This window comes from Streptomyces uncialis (assembly GCF_036250755.1).
Classification (GTDB): domain Bacteria; phylum Actinomycetota; class Actinomycetes; order Streptomycetales; family Streptomycetaceae; genus Streptomyces; species Streptomyces uncialis.
The window spans coordinates 3,090,017-3,108,515 of sequence record NZ_CP109583.1; the positions used below are offsets into that span (position 1 = coordinate 3,090,017).

Below are 18,499 nucleotides of genomic sequence, written 5' to 3' on the forward strand. Positions count from 1 at the left end.
CCTCGCTTCTCGTACTTCTACGGTTGGTCCAGTCTCACTCACCGGACGGGAGTTTCTGCCCATTGTCCGCATCATGAGACACTTATTTCATTTTTCCGGCGGTCCGGAACGCAGATCTTTCAGCGCCCCCGGGACCGCCCCGCCGCCGTGGTGACCGAAGTCACCCGGGGCGGGTCCCCCGGCCCGGCCGGTCATCCGACGTCGAGCGCGAGCAGGTCCTCCTCGGTCTCCCGCCGCACGATCACCCGCGCCGAACCGTCCTGGACGGCGACGACCGGGGGGCGCGGTACATGGTTGTAGTTGCTGGCCATGGAACGGCAGTAGGCGCCGGTCGCGGGTACGGCGATCAGATCGCCCGGGGCGAGGTCGGCGGGCAGGAAGGCGTCACGTACGACGATGTCGCCGCTCTCGCAGTGCTTGCCGACGACGCGTACCAGCAGGGGTTCGGCGTCGGAGGTCCGGGAGACCAGCGCCACGCTGTACTCCGCGTCGTACAGCGCGGTGCGGATGTTGTCCGACATCCCGCCGTCGACGGAGACATAGGTACGCAGTCCGTCGAGGGGCTTGACGGTGCCCACCTCGTACAGGGTGAACGCGGTGGGTCCGGCGATCGCGCGGCCCGGCTCGACGGAGATCCGGGGGGTGCGCAGCCCGGCCGACGCGCACTCCCGGCCGACGATCTCGCGCAGCGCCCGCGCGATGTCGTGCGGCTCGGCGGGGTCGTCGTCGGAGGTGTACGCGATACCGAGGCCGCCGCCGAGGTCGATCTCGGGCAGTTCCACCCCGTGCTCGTCACGGACCTCGGCGAGCAGTCCGACGACCCGGCGGGCGGCGACCTCGAAGCCGGCCATGTCGAAGATCTGCGACCCGATGTGCGAGTGGATGCCGATCAGTTCCAGACCGTCGAGCTTGAGCGCCCGGCGGACCGCCTCGGCGGCCTGTCCCCCGGCCAGCGCGATACCGAACTTCTGGTCCTCGTGGGCGGTCGCGATGAACTCGTGGGTGTGCGCCTCGACGCCGACGGTCACCCGGATCTGCACCCGCTGGCGCACCCCGAGCCGGTCGGCGATGTGCGCGACGCGCACGATCTCCTGGAACGAGTCGAGGACGATCCGGCCGACCCCGGCGGCGACGGCCCGCTCGATCTCGTGGGCCGACTTGTTGTTGCCGTGGAACGCGATCCGCCCGGCGGGCATCCCGGCGGCGAGCGCGGTGGTCAGCTCCCCGCCGGAACAGACGTCGAGGTTCAGTCCCTCCTCGTGCAGCCAGCGCACGACGGCCCGGGACAGGAACGCCTTGCCCGCGTAGAACACGTCGGCGTCGGCGCCGAAGGCGTCCCGCCAGGCGCGGGCACGGGCCCGGAAGTCGCTCTCGTCCAGGATGTACGCGGGGGTACCGAACTCCTCGGCCAGCCGGGTCACCGGCAGCCCGCCGACGGTCACCACCCCGTCCGCGCCGCGCGCGACGGTACGGGCCCACACCTTGCCGTCGAGGGCGTTGAGGTCGGCGGGCGGGGCGGAGTAGTGGCCCTCGGTCAGGACATCGGCGTGGCGGGGCCCGGCGGGGTGGGCGGAACGGCTCATGTCTGCGTGCGCTCTCTCAGAGGTGTTCGGGTGCGTGGATGCCGAGCAGGGTCAGACCACCGGCGAGCACCGTCCCGACGGCTTCGGCGAGCGCGAGCCGGGCGCGGTGGGCGGCCGAGGGTTTCTCGTCACCGCTGGGCAGCACCCGGTACTCGCCCTGGAACCGCAGATAGGCGTCGGCGAGGTCCACGAGATGGCGCGCGAGCCGTTCCGGCGCCTGGTGCGTGGCGGCGGCGGTGAGGGTGCGCGGGTAGGCGGCGAGCAGCCGTACCAGCGTCTGACCGCTCGCGCCGTCCCGGGCCTCGGGCAGCTCACCGGGCTCGGCGGCGAAGCCGAGGTCACGGGCGTTACGGCGCAGCGCGTGGGTACGGGAGTGCGCGTAGCGCACCCGGAACAGCGGGTTCTCGGCGCGCAGCGGGGCGTACGCCGTCCAGGGCCGGGGGGTGTCGTGCGGCGCGGCGTGCAGCAGCGACCAGCGCACGGCCTGCGGGTCGCCGTCGGCGGTCCCGTCCGGCGCGGGCACGGGACGGATCACCGCCCGCTCCCCCGGTGCGGCACGCCGCACCGCGCTCCGGCCGCCCTGCGCGGCGATCAGCCGTACGACGGCGTGCCCGACGGCCTCGGCCCGCGCCTCATCGGCCACGGCCTGCTCGGTCGTCCGCCCGGCGAAGGCGTCGCCGTGCCCGTACGCGCCGCCCTCGCGCAGGATCAGCGCGATCAGCTCGCGGGCGCCCCGCTCGGGCCGGTCGAGGGTGAGGTTCAGAAAGCCGGGCCCGGTGATGTCGACCCGGGCGAGTCCGCGGGTGCCGGTGAGCCGCCGCCGGATCACCTCGGCGACCTGCGGCGCGGGCCGCCCGGCGGACCGCGCGAGCCGCAGCGCGACATTGGTCGCGTAGTCCCCCCGCCCCCCGGGCCGCGACGGCTCGACCACCACCCGGACCGGTACGTCGACCTGGAGCTCCCCGGCGTCCACGGCGGACCGCACTGCGCACAGCACGGTCCGGGACAGCTCGACGGGAGTCACACGACAAGGGTAGGGGAGCCGGGCCCCACCCCGCGCGGGAGTTCCGGGGTGTGGGACGGGGGCGGGGTGGGGGGCCGTGCGGCGGTGGGCGCGGATTCCGTACGCGCTACGGGCGTGGGGCCGGGGACGGGGACGGGGCGGGGTGAGGCCGGGGGTCGTCGCGGGTGCACGTACGTGCTCGGGGGCGGGGGTGGGGGCGGGGGTGGGGGTGGGGGCCGTGCGGGGGTGGGGCACGTGGTGCGCGTACTCGCCCGTGCGCGGCTCGCCGGGTTCGCGCGGTTCACCGTGCCTCTCAGGTGCCGCGGGCGGATTGCCGCGGGCGGGCCTCGCGGTGGCCGTCGAGGGCCCGCGCGACCGTGTGCGACCCGCACCCGAACCGTGAGCCGGAGATGGGCGCCCCAAAGGGGCGCGGGGAACTGCGCACCCACGGACGACCCGCACCCCCGGGGAAAACGCCCACGCGTGACGACCGACGGGGCGATGGACGCCGAGAGGAAAACCGCGCGGGCGGGGAGGGCGACGGGACGTACGGGGACCGGTTTTAGTACGCAGCGAGTGCCGACGTAATACGTGGCGGGGGCCGAGGTAATGCGTGCCGAGGCCGAGGCACACGGCCGGGTACGGACCACCTGCCACCGACGGGCGCCGCCGGCACTACTCGTGTTCGCGGCCGACGGGCGCGGGCTCGGGCTCCTCGGGCTCGGGGTCCGCCTCGCGCCGGCGTTCCCGTCCCATCAGGGTGCGCACGATGCTCACGAGCTCGCCCGGTTCGAAGGGCTTGGAGAGGAAGGCGTCGACGCCGACGTCCAGACCGCTCTCCACCTCGTGCTGGGTGCAGGCGCTGACGATCATGAGGGGCAGATGCGCGGTACGGGGGTCGGCGCGCAGCCGGGCCGCCGTCCGCAGCCCGTCGAGCCGGGGCATCACCACGTCGAGGGTGACGACATCGGGTCGGACGTCGTGCACGACGTCCAGGCACTCGGCACCATCAGCCGCGGTCACGACCTCGAACCCCTCCAGTTCGAGATTGACCCTGATCAACTGCCGGATGACCTTGTTGTCGTCCACAACAAGCACCCGGCCCGAGGCGCCTGGCACAAGTCGAGAGTAGGCGCGGGGCGCCCACCGCGTCCGGCTTTTCCCCACTTCCACCCCACCGGGGTACACACCCCGCCACGCCACCCCCGAATCACCCCCCGCCCCCGCCTCCGACCCGCCGAAACCCGTTCCGGACCACCCTGGCCGAGCTGGTAGTGTTCTACCCGTCGCCAGGCGAACACCGAACGACACCGCCCCCGTAGCTCAGGGGATAGAGCAACGGCCTCCGGAGCCGTGTGCGCAGGTTCGAATCCTGCCGGGGGCACTTCGCGAGAAGTGCCAAAGAAGCCCCTGACCTGCAGAAATGCAAGTCGGGGGCTTTCTTGTTCCTTTTTATGGACAGACGGCCCATGCGGCCATCGCACTCATCACCCTCCGCTCACCTCTGACCCCCTGCCTTTCTCGCGAGGCGCCTACGGGATCAGGTCTGCAAGCCCCCTCGAAACCGTCTCGCGCGGGACGTGCGCGGGACGCGAGGTCCACGCGGACCGCCCGGTGCGCCACAGGGCATGACGTCCCCTCAGTTTCATTCGTCCAGCGACGCGTTGACGCACCTGTTGGCGAAGGTCTGTCGCCCGTAGCGGCACTTGGCGTCCGGGTGATGAGCACTTCGAGCTGCTGTCGTCGTCACGGGACTGACAGGCCGTGGTCGTCCATCAAACGCATCAGGTTCCGCTTGCGCTTCTGGGTGGTACGCAGGTCGGTGAGGTACGCGGTGAAGTCGGCCGGTGTGCCCAGGCGGTGATGGCAGTCGCGGATGCTCAGGAGCAGGCCGACGAGCTGTTCGTAGGCGTGATTGCCGGTCTCACGGGTGAGGCGGGCGGCCAGACGGAGGTAGACGGCGAGGGCGTCGGCGGGGCGGGTAGGGCGGGACCGGTCGGCGAGGGTGAGCCACTGACCGTCGTGGGTGCCGAACTCACCCGCTGCCCGCCAGGCGGCGTCGACGTCCTTCTCGTCAAGGAGGACCTCGACGAGAGCGCGGGCACCGTGCGCACCCGTCCGTTCGGCATCGGCGCGGAGACGTGCCAGGGCCTTCTCGCGCTCGGCCGGCCAGCATGCGGCGGCCTCGGCGGCGGCACGCAGCTGTTGGTAGGTGAGCGGGGTACGGCGGGCGGCGAAGTGGTCCCGGCGCAGGGTGACGGTGTCGGCGAGCCGGTCGGTCCGGGCGTAGCGGTCCGCGAGATCGTCGACGAGAGCGGTGTCGACCGTGGTGAGGTCCTCGGTCTCGTGGATGCCGCGCTCGGCCCATTCCAGGGCTTCGGCGGTACGGCCTGCGGAATCGAGTTCGCGGGCGATGAGCAGGTGGGTGTGACCGTTCGGCGCGAGATCGGCGGCGTGCACGGCGATCACCGTGTCGATGTCCCGACCCGACTTCGTGAGGCGCCGCATGAGGTGCTTCTCCGCCCAGCCGGTCCGGTTCGCCTTCCATGCTTCCGTCGCGTACCGGCGCAGGGCGGCCATTCCCCGCTCGCCGAGCAGGTCCTCGTAGTCGAGCGGGTCGATGTCCGTCAGATCGGCCGCGTCGTCGAGCGCGTGCGTCACCAGCCAGTGCGCGAGTTCGTCCGGGTCGGGGCGGGCCGCGCGGCAGGCGTCGTGGTGGGCCTCGGCGAGGTCCCCACCGATCCGCCCGAGCCGTCCGTCGGAGTCGTCGACGCTCTCGACCACGGCGGCCAGGAACCCGATCGCCTCCCGGGTCAGGGCCATCGCGTCGGCCGCCCGGCCTGACGTCGTCAGCGACCGGATCGCGGTGACCGCCTGCCCGGCCTGGTCGGCGTAGGCACGTGCGTCGGCGTACTCGACATAGCCGTCCTGCGCGAAAGGTCCGATGTCGAGCAACTCACGTATGCGGGAGCGGACCTCGGCCAGATCTCCGCGAGCGCTCGCCGCTCTCAGTTCCAGGCGGCGCCGCAGCTGCCGGTCCTCGGCCATCTCCTCGCGCACGAGCGCGACCAGGTCCTCCCGGGACAGGCCCGTAAGCCAGGTATCGAGGCCACGCGCCCTGCCCCGGGCCGACGTACGCCGCTGGGTGAGGTCTGTCTCCTGGCCGATCACGCTCAGGCCGAGCGCGACCAGATGCTTGCAGAAGTTGCCCTCCTGGCCGTACGGGCAGTCGCACGTCCCCGTGGGCTTCCCGCGCCCGCCCAGGCGCAGCTCCACCTCGTACCGTTCCGTGCCGCGTACCGACGCCCTGATCCAGCCGTCACCGACCTCGACCCCGGACACCGCGTCGACGTAGGCGAGCCCGCGCTCGAACGAACGCTCCCCGGCCAGCGCCCTCAGCTTCGCTTCGTCAAGACCGCCCACGACTCTCCGCACTCCGATCCGACTCGGGCTCCGCCCAACGGCCCTCACTCTAAAGGGCGCCGCGACGGACGACTCCGCCGTGTGCGTCGGCGCCCGGGCAGACGCGGCTGTAGCCGCAGCGCACACCATCCTCGACCGTCTCGGGCTCCGGGAGGCCGAAGTGGGCGAAGCCGTGCGGTTCGACGTCGTTCGCCGCCGTGGGCTTCAGCCGCTTGCCCTCATCAGTCGGCGCCCCTCCCCCGCCTCCGGGGTTGCACGGTATCGCTGTTGCTCGCGGCCGGGATTCATCCGTCCGTCCCCGCTCTTTAGGATCGGCCCATGCCCGGAGAACACAGGGTCGAGCGGACCGCGGAAGCCTGGCAGGCTCTGACTGAATGGCTCGCCGTACATGCGTCCTTGTCCTTCGCGTCGCTCCTGCCGCCGGTACCGGAGAAGGACATCACGAATGCCGATGCGGCCCTACGGCAGCGACTCGGGTTCGGACTGCCGCCCGAACTGGCGGCCTTGTGGCGACTGTGCGGTGGCGTGGAGCACCAGCTCATCGAAGCCGATGAGGAAGGCGAGGTCGGCTCCGGGGCGTTCCTGCCCGGCGGGGTGATCCTCCCTCCGGCACAGGCACTGGGGCTGCGGCTGCCCGCGTCCGGGGGCGGGGACGGCTGGGGCGGCGCCCAGGTGGTGCCGTGGCTGACCCGGGACGAGGCGGGGCCCGAGCACGGTCTCTACGCGAGCAAGCGCGGTGTCGGCGAGTGGTCGATCGTGGACGAGCCCGCGGGCGGACCCGCCTATCCGTCGGTCGCCGCCTACCTGGAGACAGTCCACCGCACCCTGACCGCGGGGCCCCCGGACCTGATGGGTTCCGACGTGCCCGGTCTGGTGTGGGACTGCCTGGTGTGGGACGACCCCGGGAACCCGGGCCTGGACGAGGCCGGCGAGCTCTGGCGGCGGATCCACTGAAACGCCGTGGCCCCCGCCCCGGTACGAGAGGGGCGGGGGCCACCCGCTGTGCTTGTTCGTCAGGCTTCGTCAGGGCTTCGTCATGGTGCGGACATGGTCGGGCTTGGACGTGTCGCCCTACGCCGTCAGCTCGGCCAAGCCCCGGACCGGGCATGTGCACCTTCGGCGCCCGCCACGACGCAAGCTGAGACGCCGCACTTCGGCGAGCAGGAGGGCAAGAGGTAGGATAAGTGGCATGAGCGAACCTACCGGCAAGTACTCGATCACCATGCCGCGTGATGTCGCCGAGGCCGCCAAGGTCCGCAGCGGGCCCTCAGGTCTGTCCGCGTACGTGGCCGCCGCCGTCGCCCGTCAGATCGAGCGCGACAACCTGAACGAGGTCATCCAGGTCGCCGAGGCCGAGCACGGACCCATCACCGACGAGGAGATCCAGTCCGTGCGCGATCAGCTCCACCGGGCCCGGAGCGAGCAGGCGCGGAGCGGGGCGGACGCCGCGTGACACGGGGTCCCGCCGTTCCCGGCGGCACTCTCGTCCTCGACAGCGAAGGGCTGGCCAAGGCCGTCCTGCGGGACCGAACGGTGACCGGCTGGCTCGCTCTGGCCCGCGCCGATGACCTGCGTGTGATCACGTCGGCGGCCGCCCTGGTCGAGGTCGTCCACCCGCGTATCAACCGTCCCGCGCTGGAGTGGACACTTTCCCGCATCGTGGTCGAGCCGATCAGCGAGGCCGTGGCCCGGCAGGCCGCCGCGCTGCTCGCGGATGCCGGTCTGCACGGCCACAAGTACGCCATCGACGCCATGCTCGGCGCCACCGCCCTCGCTGCCCCCGGCCCGGTCACGGTCCTCACCTCCGACCCCGAGGACATCACCATGCTCTGCGGCGGGCGAGTCACCGTCATCAAGGTCTGACCACGAGCGCTGCCCTCGGAGCCGAGCCGCGCGCCGGTGGTCCGTGAAGCACCACGACCTGGGCGGCGCCACCCCGAACCACGGCCCGCTGCCGCAGCCGGACGAGCCCGGGCGTGCGGGTGACCGTACGGATCCCGGTCGTGAACAGCAGAAGGGGCGGTAGGCACCGCGGATGGACAGTTCCAGCTCCCAGGCCGGCGGGTGGCGGGCCGAGCGGCGGCGGGGGCGGCAGATCGTCGCCGGGCTTGCCGTGGGGTTCCTCGCCTTCGGCGCCGCCGTGTTCGGGGTGCTCATGTGGGGCGCCGAGGAAGCGACGTCGGACCTGATCGACCAGGAGATGAACTGCTGCTGGGAGAAGGGCGCCACCCCCGCCTGGACCAGCGAGCTGATGGGCATCCGGATGCCGGACTCGGCCACGGACCGGCGGTCGGGGTACAAGGTCGGGCAGCGGTACGACTCCGCGCTGCTGGCCTTCGTGCTGCCCAGTGAGGAGGCGGACGCCTACCTCGGTCAGCTGACGCGGGAGGGAACCAGCATGATCGGGAACCTCCATCCGAAGGAGAAGGACTACCGGCCTGCCGACGCCTTCGGCCGTCTTGGATTGGCCGAGCCGGAGACCCTCGTCCGGGGGCTGCGGCAGACCGGGGTCTGCGAGGACGATGTGGACACCCCTGAAGGCCGGCGTGTGCAGCGCTGCCTCGATCTCTTCGTCCATGAGTTCGAGCCCGGCACCACCCGGGTGTACGTCCGGTCGGCCATCGAGCCGTCCGTCACGCCGCCTCCGGTGAGTCCCGGTAAGTAGAGGGATGCGGGGGGGGACCTGTGGGGGCAGGTCCCCCCGGGGTCAGAGGCCCAGGCCGCTGAGGCGGTCCTCGTACTCGATGGTGACGTCCTCCAGGTCGTCCTTGGGGTCCTCCCAGAGGGCTTCCAGTTCCGCCCTGACCGTGGCGGGGAGGGCCTCCCAGCGTTCCGTCCAGGTGTCGGCGTTGGGGGCCCAGTAGCCGACGACCTTGAAGCGTTCCGAGGGGAGGGAGAGGGTCTTGCGGAAGTGTTTGCGGACGGTGCGCAGGGCGGTGGTCTCCCCCGCCGTCCAGAGGTAGGTCCCCGTGAGGTCGCTGTCCTCGGGGAGGGCCGTGGTGACCAGCTCCGCGAGCCTGCTCGCGGAGTGGCCGTTGCCGCCGTACGTCCAGGTGACCTTGGCCCGGGGGTGGTCCGGGAGGGGCTGCACCGACGTCTCGTCCGGGACCTCGACGATCACCCGGGTGGTGACGTGCTCCGGGGTGTTCTCCAGCAGCCGCGCGACGGCGGGCAGACCCGTCTGGTCCGCGATCAGGATCTGCCGGGTCAGGTCCGCGGGCGGGTCGTAGAGCCCGGTCGGCGTGTTCAGACCCAGCGGGTCGCCCGGCTGGGCCGCCGCCGCCCAGGTCGCGGCCACCCCGTGGTCGTGCAGGACGAAGTCGATGTCGATCTCATGGAGTTCGGGGCGCACCGCGCGGATGGTGTACGTCCGCATGGGGGCGGTCGGACGGCCCTCCGGCGTCTCCCAGCTCGTCTCGGTGGCGACCGGCAGCGACAGGTCGTGCCGGTCGGGGCCGTGCGGGAAGAACAGACGGACGTACTCGTCGCCCACGCCCGTCGAGGTGAACGCCGGGAGGTCCCCGCCGGTCAGCGTCACGCGGACCATGGTGGCGGTGAGGGGCTGCACCCTCGCGACGGCGGCTCGGTAGATGTCCACGGTTCAGTGCTCCTTGTCGGTTCCGGGGGTGACCGCGCCGGTGCTCGGTCCCGGTGCGGTGCGGTGGTCGGTCTCGTTCGTGTAGGCCCGCCACAGCGACGCGTACTCGCCCGCCGCGGCCAGGAGCGCCGTATGGGTGCCCTGTTCGGTCACCTGCCCGTCCCGCAGCAGGACGATGTGGTCGCAGTCGCGGGCCTGTTCCAGCCGGTGGGCGACGATCACGCTGGTCCGGTCCCGGGTGACCCGGGCGAGTGCCTCGCCGAGGACGGCGCCGGTCGCGGGGCCCGACTCGGCGGTGGGCTCGTCGAGGACGAGGACCGGCGGGTCGGCCAGCAGGACCCGGGTCAGCGCCAGGTGCTGGACCGAACCGTCGTCCAGGGGTGTGCCGTCGGGGCCGCCCAGTACGGCTCCGAGGCCACGGCCCGGTTCCAGCGCCCAGTGCGCGCCCGTCTCCTTGAGCGCGGCGGTCAGTTCGGTGTCGGTGGCGTCCGGCCGGGCCAGCCGGAGGTTGTCGGCCAGCGTGCCGCCGAAGAGGTGGACCTCCTGCGTGACGAGGTACCGGGACCCCGTCCCCGCTCCGGCCGTGATCCGGCCCCGGTCCGGGCGGCCGACGCCCGCGACCAGCCGGGCCAGGGTGCTCTTGCCCGAACCACTGGCGCCCACCAGGGCGACGGTCGTGCCGCCGGGGATCGTGAGGTCGATGTCCCGCAGCGCCTGCCGGGTGGCACCGGGGTACGTGTACGAGACCCCGGTCACGGCGATGTCCGGGGGCGGGACGTGGCCGGGTGCCCGGTCCGCGGTGGCCTCGCGCGGGACGGGGACGGGGACGGGGTCAGGTGCGGGTGCGGGTGCGGGTACGGGTACGGGGGTCGTTACCAGGGAGTGGTCCCGTACCGGGGCGAGGTCGGTGACGCCGACCAGGCGGGCCAGGCCGACCGTGGCGCGCTGGATGTCGTCCAGGCTGGTGAGCAGCACGCCGACCGGGTCGAACAGCCGGTGGAAGTACAGTGCCGCCGCCGTCGCCGTGCCGAGGGTGATGGCGTCCCGCCCGAGCAGGACGTACCCGGTGGCCAGGACGGCCGCCAGGCCCACGAACTCCGCCGCGTTGAGCCAGCCGTAGAACCGGTTGCGCAGCCGTACGCCGTCGCGCTGGCGGGCTATGGCCTTCTCGCTGCGCCCGGCGAGTTCGGCCAGGTGCGTGCCCTGGGTGCGGTAGGCGCGGATCGTCTCGGCGCCCCGGACCGCCTCGATGACCGTCTGCCCCCGGGTGGACTCCAGCCGGCGGATGTCCCCGTACACCTCGTGCGAGCGGGCGAGGAAGCGGCGGGTGGCGTGCCACTGGAACGGGACGCAGACGAGTCCGGCGAGCGCCAGACGCGGGTCCAGGACGGCCAGTCCCGCCACGGTCAGGACGATGGTGAGGGCCGCGCCGGTGATCTGCGGCAGCACCCCGGACGCCGCCTCGGAGACCGCCTCCACATCGCCCGTGACCCGGGAGACCACGTCCGAACTGCCCGACGACTCCAGGGTGTCGGCGGGCAGCCGGACCGCCGCGTCGAACACGTCCTCACGCAGTCCGGCCAGGGTGTCCTGGACCAGCCCGACCAGCATCCGGCCACCGAGGTAGGTGAGACCGGCGCCGACGAGGGTGGCGGCGACGAGTCCGGCGCCGAGGGCGGTGATCCGGCCGCGTCCCGCCTGGCCGGCCACCGCGTCGACGATCGCGCCCAGCAGCGGCGGGGTGGTGAGGGTGATCGCCGTACCCGCGAGCAGCACGAGAAGGGTGAGCGTCAGCCGCTTGCGGTGCAGACCGAGCCGCTGGACGATCTCCTGCCGGGTACGGGCCGGGGTCGCGACGGGGAGCCGCCGGGTTTCGTCGGGTGCGGTGTCGCCGGGTGTGGTGTCGCCGGGTGCGGTATCCCCCGGCCCGGTGCCTTCGGGTGCGGTGTCGCCCGGCCCAGCACCTTCGGATGCGGTGTCCTCGCCGGTGCCTCCGCCGGTGCCTCCGGCGGAACCTTCGGCGGTCTCCTCGGCCGCAGGCTTGACGGTGGTGTCCGTGGTGCGGGTGGTGCGGGTGGTGCCGGGGGGCGGGGTGGTGGTCGGGTCGTCGGGGGGCGTGGCCATGTCCGGCTCCGTGTCGGTGTCCGGGTCGGGTACGGGTCCGGGTGCGGGGGTCGTCGACGTCACCGGAGAGCCCCTTCCCGTGCGTCGTCCGGGGTGCCGTCGTCGTGCGCGGCGGGGTCGTCGTCGGCCGCGTCCGTGAGGTCCACGACGTGGTCGCAGGTGGAGAGCAGGATGCGGCTCGTGGTGATCAGCAGGGTGGTGCCCGGGAGTTCCCTGAGCCCTTCCGCGATCCGCCGTTCGGTCACCGGGTCGACCGCGGTGGCCGGTTCGTCCAGGACGACGACGGGGGCGTCCGCGTGCAGCGCCCGCGCGAGGAGCAGCCGCTGGCGCTGGCCGCCGGAGAGTCGGCTGCCGTGCTCGCCGATGTCCGCGTCGGGGCCGCCGATGTGCTCCAGCACGTCGTCCAGCATCGCCGCGCGGACGACGACGGGGTCGGGGGTGCCGCCCGGCGGGGTCAGATTGGCGCGCAGCGTGCCGGAGAAGAGGGTGCCCTGGTGGGGCGGCGCCGCGATATGGGCGCGGACCGCCTCGGGGCCGAGGTCGACGGCGTCGGCCCCGTCGATCAGGAGCTCGCCCCTGACCGGCGGGACCCGGCCGGCCAGCCGGTCGCTGAGGGACCGCGCGTGCGCGGGATGCCGGGGGACGATCCCGACGAGCGCGCCGGGCGGTACCTCCACCGGGGTCGGGTGACCCGGCGGGCACCAGACCACCGGGGCGGTACGGGGACGGGGTACGGCACCGGGCGGGAGTCCTACGCCGGTGTCCGTGGTGCCCGTGCGGGTGCCGGTGCCCGTGGTCGAACCGGTGGCCGTACCCGTACCCGTACCCGTACCCGTGCCGGTGGCTGTACCCGTACCCGTCCCGGCGGCCGGACCCTGCTCCCCCGCGTCCCCCCGCGAGGTGACCGGCGGAGTGATGAGCGGCGGCTCGGCCAGGAAGGTCCCGATACGGCGGGCGGAGGCGCGTTTGTGGGCCCAGTTGGAGGCGAAGGTGCCGACGTGGGCGAGGGAGCCCTGGAGGAACTGGGCGAGTCCGAGGACGGTCACGAGCTGGCCGATGGTGAGCTGTCCGTCGAGCGCGAGATAGCCGGACGCGGTGGCCAGCGCGGCGAGGAAGACACCGGACAGCAGCAGGCTGAGGGCCGAGTAGGCGAGGACGGCGCGGGACGCGGCGACCGCGCCCCGCCGGGACGCGTCGCTCGCGGTCCGGTACCGGGCGGCGGCCTCCCTCTGGGCGTTCATCCCGGCGAGCACCCGCAGCCCGGTGATCATGTCGGTGGCGACCTCGCCGGCGCGGGCCGCGGAGCCCTGTTCGGTCAGACCGCGGGCCTCCAGCGGCATCGCGAGCCGCCGCATCAGCAGCAGCACGAGCACCGTGCTGACGATCACCCCGACCCCGAGCGGGACGGAGATGAGCAGCAGCGCGGTCGACGCCGTCAGGATCGCCGTGATCGTGGCGGCCTGTTCGACGACGCTCCACGAGACGCCCGCGACCCGGTACGTGTCGGAGGTGACCAGCGACAGCGCCTCGCCGGGTCCGGGGCGGCGGCGCAGTCCGTACGGGTCGAGCAGGCGGGTCATGGTGAGCTGGCGCAGATCGTGCTCGGCGTAGCTGTAGACGCCGACCATCGCGGTGGCGGCACGCTGGTACGAGAGCGACAGGGTGAGGAACACGACGGCGAGCACCGCGAGCCAGCGGAGCAGGGCGGCGGGGTCGGACGGCTCCAGCGCGCGGTCGATGACGACGCCGATGAGGATCGGCACCAGCGCCTCGCAGAGCTGGTGGAGCATGAACGCGAGGGTGGTGAGGCCGAGGCGCAGACCGCGTCCGCCGCGCAGCAGCGCGATCCGGAAGAGGTCGCGGGCCCCGGCGTCGTCCGTGCGGCGGGTGCGGCCCGGCCCTTTCCCGGGGCTCACGGGGTCTCCCGGCGGCGGGCGAGCGGGACGACCATGGGGGTGCCGGTCTCGGGGTCTGGCACGACACGGCACGGCAGTTCGAAGACCTCGCGCACCAGGTCGGCCGTCATGACCTCGGCGGGCGGGCCCTCGGCGACGACCCGGCCGTCGCGCATGGCGATCAGATGGGTGGCGTACCGGGCGGCGTGGTTGAGGTCGTGCAGGACGGCGACGAGGGTGCGCCCGGAGCGGTGCAGGTCCGTGAAGAGTTCGAGGAGCTCGATCTGGTGGGCGATGTCGAGGAACGTCGTCGGCTCGTCCAGCAGGAGGACGGGGGTCTGCTGGGCGAGCACCATGGCGACCCAGACGCGCTGGCGCTGGCCGCCGGACAGTTCGTCGACGAGCCGGCCGGACAGATCGGTGACGGAGGTCGCGGCCATCGCCGCGGCGACGGCGCGTTCGTCCTCGGCGGTCCACTGACGGGTCAGCTTCTGGTGCGGGTAGCGGCCCCGGGAGACGAGCTCGGCGACGCTGATGCCGTCGGGGGCGAGGGAGGTCTGCGGCAGCAGTCCGAGGCGGCGCGCGACCTCCTTGGAGCGGTACTCGGAGATGGCCTTGCCGTCGAGGAGCACCTGTCCGGCGGTGGGCGTCAGCAGCCGGGCCACGGCGCGCAGCAGGGTCGACTTGCCGCAGGCGTTGGGGCCGATGATCGCGGTGAAGGAGCCCTCCGGTATCCGCAGGTCCAGGTGCTCGGCGACGGGGTGGCGGGCGTACCCGAGGGTCGCGTCCCGTACCTCCAGCCGGGCGTGCGGCACATCGGCGAGCGCGGGCGGCGGCACGGGGCCGGGGCGGTGCGCGGGCGCGGTGGCTTCCGGGGCGGGCGCGGGTACGCCGGATTCCTGGGCGGGTACGGGTTCCGGGGCGGGTGCCGCGGATTCCGGCCGGGGTACGGGGTCCGGGGCGGGGGCCGTGGATTCCGGCCGGGGTACGGGGTCCGGCGCGGGTATGGGGTCCGGCGCGGGTACGGGGTCCGGCGCGGGTACGGGGGCCGGGGCGGGTGCCGTGGATTCCGGCCGGGGTACGGGGTCCGGGGCGGGTACGGGGGCCGGGGCGGGTGTCATGAGGTCCGGCGCGGGTGCGGGGTCCGGGCCGGGGTGGTCGGTCTTCGGCGGCATCTGGGGTCCTCGGGAGGGCGGTGCGGGCGGCGGGGCGGGCTTCATCGGCGGGTCGCGTACTGCCGGGCGAGCAGCCAGGCGAGGTAGAGCCCGCCGACGCAGACGGTGACCACCCCCACCGGCAGCTCAAGGCGCTGGGCGGCGTAGTCGGCGGTGACCAGGATCAGCGCCCCGGTGAGCGCGGCGGGCACGATCCGCAGCGTCGTGGAACTCCGGGTCAGCCGCTGGGCGATCTGCGGGGCGGCCAGCGCGACGAACGCGATCGGCCCGACGGCGGCCGTCACCAGCGCGGTGAGCGCGACCCCGACAAGGGTCGCGCTGAGCCGTACCCGGTGGGCGCGGACGCCGAGGGCCACGGCCGCGTCGTCGCCCATCTCCAGCTGGACCAGGGGCCGTACGACCAGGACGGACCAGAGCGTCAGGACGACGAAGCCGACGGCGGCGGGTCCCAGTTCCGTGAACCCGAGACCGCTGAGCGACCCGGCGGCCCAGGTGGCGGCGAGCATCGCCGCCTGGGGGTCGACGGAGAGCAGCAGCATCGAGGTGATGGAGCTGAGTCCGGCGCCGACGGCGATACCGACGATGATGAGCCGGAACGGGTGCAGTCCCCCGCGGTACGCGAGCAGGTACACCAGCAGGGCGGCGGCGGCCCCGCCGACCAGTGATCCGGCGCCGACGGCGAGGTAGTTGGCGGAGCCGAGGAGCAGCATGACGACGCTGGCCCCGGCGTAGGAGCCGGACGAGAAGCCGATGATGTCGGGGGAGCCGAGCGGGTTCTTGGTGAGCGACTGGAAGATCGCGCCGCTGACCGCCAGCGCGGCCCCGCAGATCAGGGCGAACAGCAGCCGGGGCAGTCGCCAGTCGACCACGACGAGCCGGGCGCGCCGGTCGGAGTCCGGGTCGAGGAGCGCGGTCACGACCTGGCCGGGGCTCAGGGAGATGGACCCGGTGCCGAGGGTCAGCACCCCGAGCACGAGGACGGCGGTGGCGAGGGCGGCGCAGACCAGTACGGAACGGCGGTCCACGCGCAGCGCGGTGCCGGCCCGCCGCCAGGCCCAGGTGGTGCGGCCGAAGTCGACGTGCGCGGGCGGCTCACCCCGGCCGGGGGCGGGTACGGGGCGCTTGGTGAGGTCCGGCGCGTCCGTGTCCCGGACGGGTGCGGGCGGCTCACCGGGGTGCGGGGCGGGGGTCACGGCGGGTTCACGCTTCCGGGTGGGGTGGGTGCTCATCGCTCACAGTCCGCTCACGTTGCGGCGCCGGACCAGGGCGACGAGGACGGGCGCGCCGACGAGGGCGGTGACGAGGCCGACCCGCAGTTCCCCGTTGGGCAGCACGATCCGTCCGACGATGTCGGCGGCCAGCAGGAAGGAGGGGGCGACGACCAGGGTCAGGGGCAGGATCCAGCGCTGGTCGGGGCCGGTGAACCAGCGCACCACGTGCGGCACCATCAGTCCGACGAAGGCGATGGGTCCGGCGACGGCGACGGCCGTCCCGGCGAGCAGGGTGACGGAGAGGACGACGGCGACCCGGGTCACGCCGATCGGCACGCCCAGGGCGCGGGCGCTGTCGTCGCCGAGCGCGAGGGCGTTCAGGGAGCGGGCGGTGAGCAGGCCGACGAGGATGCCGACGCCGATCAGGGGGACGGCGACGGTGAGGATGTCGAGGCGGCGCCCGCCGATGGAGCCGACGCCCCAGAACCGCATGATGTCGAGGGTGGCCAGGCTCTTGAGGGTGAGGGCGGAGGTCAGTCCGCTGAACACGGCGGTGAGCGCGACACCGGCGAGGGTGAGCTTCACGGGGGTCGCGCGGTCGGCGCCGAGCGAGCCGAGGGTGTAGACGAGGACGGTCACCCCGAAGGCCCCGGCGAGGGCGAACCAGACGAACGCGGCGGGGTCGGTGAGGCCGAGGACGGCGACGGCGAAGGTCACCGCGAACGCGGCGCCCGCGTTGACGCCGAGGACGCCGGGGTCGGCGAGGGGGTTGCGGGTGAACGCCTGGATGAGCGCCCCGCACAGCCCGAGCGCGGCTCCCACCAGCAGTCCGATCACCGTGCGCGGCAGCCGCAGCTCGCGGACCATCGCGTGTTCGTCGACGGACACGTCGAAGTGGAACAGCGCGTCCCACACGGTCGACGGGGCGATGGCGCGGGCGCCGACCATGAGGCTGAGGACGGACATCGCGAGCAGCAGCGCGAGGGCGGCCAGCAGGACCAGGAAGCGGTGCCGGTGGCGCGGGACCAGGCCCGTACCGGAGTACGGGCCTGGCTCGGCACGCCGCGCGATGGTGTTCCCACCGGGAGGTGATGCGGTCGTCACGGGTGATCCTCGTGGTGGCTGTGCGGGGTGGACCGGATGTCGGGGCGGGTCAGGAGCCCTGGGGACGGGTCAGGAGCCCTGGGTGTCGGACCTGCCCTTGCCCGCGACGGCGTCGGCGAGCAGCGGCACGTACCGCTCCATGGCCCAGGGGATCGACAGCACGGTCGGCGCGCTGACGGCCATGCCGAGTTCGGCGGTCTCGACGAAGGCGTACCGCTTCTCCGCGATGGGCTTCCAGCGCTTGAAGAGGGGGTCCTTCAGGGAGTACGGGACCTCCTTGGGGTCGTAGGCCCAGCCGACGAAGACATCGGCCTTGACCGTGTCGAGCTTCTCCAGGCTGACGCCGCCGTAGAAGTTGGTGCCCTTGACGCCCGCGTTGATGACGTCCAGGGAGGGCGTGTTCTCGAAGCCCATCTCGTTCAGCAGCCGGACCCTGGGGTCGTAGTCGACATACAGACCGGCTTCGGTGGAGCCGGGGGTGAGGGCGGTGCCGTAGGTGAAGGTCTTCCCCTTGAACTGGGGGTTCTCCTTGGCGACGCCGGCGAGCACGGTCTCCGTCTTCGTGACCAGCTGCTCGGCCTTGGTGTTCTCGCCGAGGGCCTTGCCGATGGTGCGGGTCATGTCCTGCCAGGTGCCGCCGTCGAAGGGCCGCTTCAGATAGGGGATCGTGGGGGCGATCTCGGTGAGCCGCTTGTAGTCGACGTCGGTGATGCCGGAGTACAGGCCGACGATCAGGTCCGGGTCGAGGGACAGGATCTGCTCGAAGTCCATCTCGCCGGAGTCCCCGTAGTTCAGGGTCTCGGGGAGTTCGCCGCCCAGCTTCTCCGCGGCGGTGCGGAACCAGGGGGTGTGGCCGTCCTTGTCGCCGCCCCACTGCTTGTCGACCCCGACGGGGAGGACACCGAGGGCGGTCACGATGTCCTGGTTCATCCAGCTGACGGCGACGACGCGCTTGGGCTTCTCGGTGATCTTGGTGGTGCCGTGGGCGTGCTTGATGCTGACCGGGAACGCGGCGGCGCTCTTGTCGGCGGCTTTGCCGTCCCCTTCGGAGCCCTCCGCGGAGCTGCCTCCGCCGCAGCCCGTGAGGACGAGGGCGGCGGCGACCGCCAGTCCCGCGGCACGGGTCCAGACCCTGGCGCGGCGGGGCGTCCGGGTCGGTGCGGCGGCCGTCGGCACGGCCGTGGGTAGGGACATGGTTCTCCTAGGTTCTGCGCACCGCGGGGGCGGCGCGACGGCGACAGGGGGGCGCCGTCGCAGCGGTGCGGGACGTACGCGCGCGGCCGGGCACGGGGACGGTCCGCCGCCCTCCGTACGGGCCAGGTGAGGTAACCCTCACCTGGCTCAACGCTAGGGAACGCCGTGACCGGCGGGCGTCGCGGCCCG

The 18,499-nt window shown here is 73.1% G+C and carries 15 protein-coding genes and 1 tRNA gene; 5 read left to right on the top strand and 11 right to left on the bottom strand.

Translation table 11 applies throughout. The annotated features are described in order from the left end of the window. Positions 1-191: 191 nt before the first annotated feature. The 3 genes from lysA to OG711_RS12515 form a co-directional block, all read right to left on the bottom strand. Positions 192-1,583, bottom strand: a complete 1,392-nt coding sequence (gene lysA / locus OG711_RS12505; protein WP_329559265.1) for a diaminopimelate decarboxylase — start codon at positions 1,581-1,583, stop codon at positions 192-194. Between the two features lie 16 nt (positions 1,584-1,599). Beyond that, positions 1,600-2,607 carry an ArgS-related anticodon-binding protein NrtL gene (gene nrtL / locus OG711_RS12510; protein ID WP_329559266.1) on the bottom strand — a complete coding sequence of 336 codons (1,008 nt, stop codon included), beginning with the start codon at positions 2,605-2,607 and terminating at the stop codon, positions 1,600-1,602. 654 nt (positions 2,608-3,261) lie between these two features. Further along, positions 3,262-3,759 (bottom strand): response regulator, encoded by a 498-nt coding sequence (locus OG711_RS12515; RefSeq protein ID WP_079184432.1) that lies wholly within the window; start codon positions 3,757-3,759, stop codon positions 3,262-3,264. A 139-nt stretch (positions 3,760-3,898) separates the two neighbouring features. Here OG711_RS12515 and OG711_RS12520 point away from each other — a divergent pair. Continuing rightward, positions 3,899-3,970 (top strand) — tRNA-Arg (locus OG711_RS12520). Positions 3,971-4,332: 362 nt separating this feature from the next. On the opposite strand, the gene OG711_RS12525 is transcribed toward OG711_RS12520, so the two are convergent. After that, the gene (locus OG711_RS12525) at positions 4,333-6,009 is read right to left on the bottom strand and encodes an SWIM zinc finger family protein (protein ID WP_329559267.1); all 1,677 of its coding nucleotides are present in this window, start codon (positions 6,007-6,009) and stop codon (positions 4,333-4,335) included. Positions 6,010-6,327: 318 nt separating this feature from the next. Between OG711_RS12525 and OG711_RS12530 the strand changes: the two genes are divergently transcribed. From OG711_RS12530 to OG711_RS12545, 4 genes are all read left to right on the top strand, one after another. Further along, on the top strand, positions 6,328-6,963 hold the full coding sequence (locus OG711_RS12530; protein ID WP_329559268.1) for an SMI1/KNR4 family protein: 636 nt from the start codon (positions 6,328-6,330) through the stop codon (positions 6,961-6,963). A gap of 235 nt (positions 6,964-7,198) precedes the next feature. Beyond that, positions 7,199-7,462 carry a CopG family transcriptional regulator gene (locus OG711_RS12535; RefSeq protein ID WP_073784951.1) on the top strand — a complete coding sequence of 88 codons (264 nt, stop codon included), beginning with the start codon at positions 7,199-7,201 and terminating at the stop codon, positions 7,460-7,462. Then, entirely contained in the window at positions 7,459-7,872 is a 414-nt protein-coding gene (locus OG711_RS12540; protein WP_073784949.1) for a DNA-binding protein, read from the top strand. Before OG711_RS12535 ends, OG711_RS12540 begins: the two co-directional genes overlap by 4 nt. A 172-nt stretch (positions 7,873-8,044) precedes the next feature. Then, entirely contained in the window at positions 8,045-8,674 is a 630-nt protein-coding gene (locus OG711_RS12545; protein WP_329559269.1) for a hypothetical protein, read from the top strand. A gap of 42 nt (positions 8,675-8,716) precedes the next feature. Here OG711_RS12545 and OG711_RS12550 read toward each other — a convergent pair whose 3' ends face one another. From OG711_RS12550 to OG711_RS12580, 7 genes are all read right to left on the bottom strand, one after another. After that, positions 8,717-9,607 (bottom strand): siderophore-interacting protein, encoded by an 891-nt coding sequence (locus OG711_RS12550; RefSeq protein ID WP_073784947.1) that lies wholly within the window; start codon positions 9,605-9,607, stop codon positions 8,717-8,719. Between the two features lie 3 nt (positions 9,608-9,610). After that, on the bottom strand, positions 9,611-11,794 hold the full coding sequence (locus OG711_RS12555) for an ABC transporter ATP-binding protein (protein ID WP_329559270.1): 2,184 nt from the start codon (positions 11,792-11,794) through the stop codon (positions 9,611-9,613). Next, a complete protein-coding gene (locus OG711_RS12560; protein WP_329559271.1) occupies positions 11,791-13,647 on the bottom strand; it encodes an ABC transporter ATP-binding protein in 1,857 nt (618 codons plus the stop codon). The genes OG711_RS12555 and OG711_RS12560 overlap by 4 nt, the downstream gene beginning before the upstream one ends. Next, positions 13,644-14,465: an ABC transporter ATP-binding protein gene (locus OG711_RS12565; protein WP_405674837.1), complete on the bottom strand. Its 822-nt coding sequence runs from the start codon at positions 14,463-14,465 to the stop codon at positions 13,644-13,646. Before OG711_RS12565 ends, OG711_RS12560 begins: the two co-directional genes overlap by 4 nt. A gap of 377 nt (positions 14,466-14,842) precedes the next feature. Beyond that, entirely contained in the window at positions 14,843-16,030 is a 1,188-nt protein-coding gene (locus OG711_RS12570) for a FecCD family ABC transporter permease (protein ID WP_329559272.1), read from the bottom strand. A gap of 3 nt (positions 16,031-16,033) precedes the next feature. Further along, positions 16,034-17,116, bottom strand: a complete 1,083-nt coding sequence (locus OG711_RS12575) for a FecCD family ABC transporter permease (protein WP_073784944.1) — start codon at positions 17,114-17,116, stop codon at positions 16,034-16,036. 69 nt (positions 17,117-17,185) lie between these two features. Continuing rightward, a complete protein-coding gene (locus OG711_RS12580; RefSeq protein WP_329559273.1) occupies positions 17,186-18,310 on the bottom strand; it encodes an iron-siderophore ABC transporter substrate-binding protein in 1,125 nt (374 codons plus the stop codon). Positions 18,311-18,499: the final 189 nt, after the last annotated feature.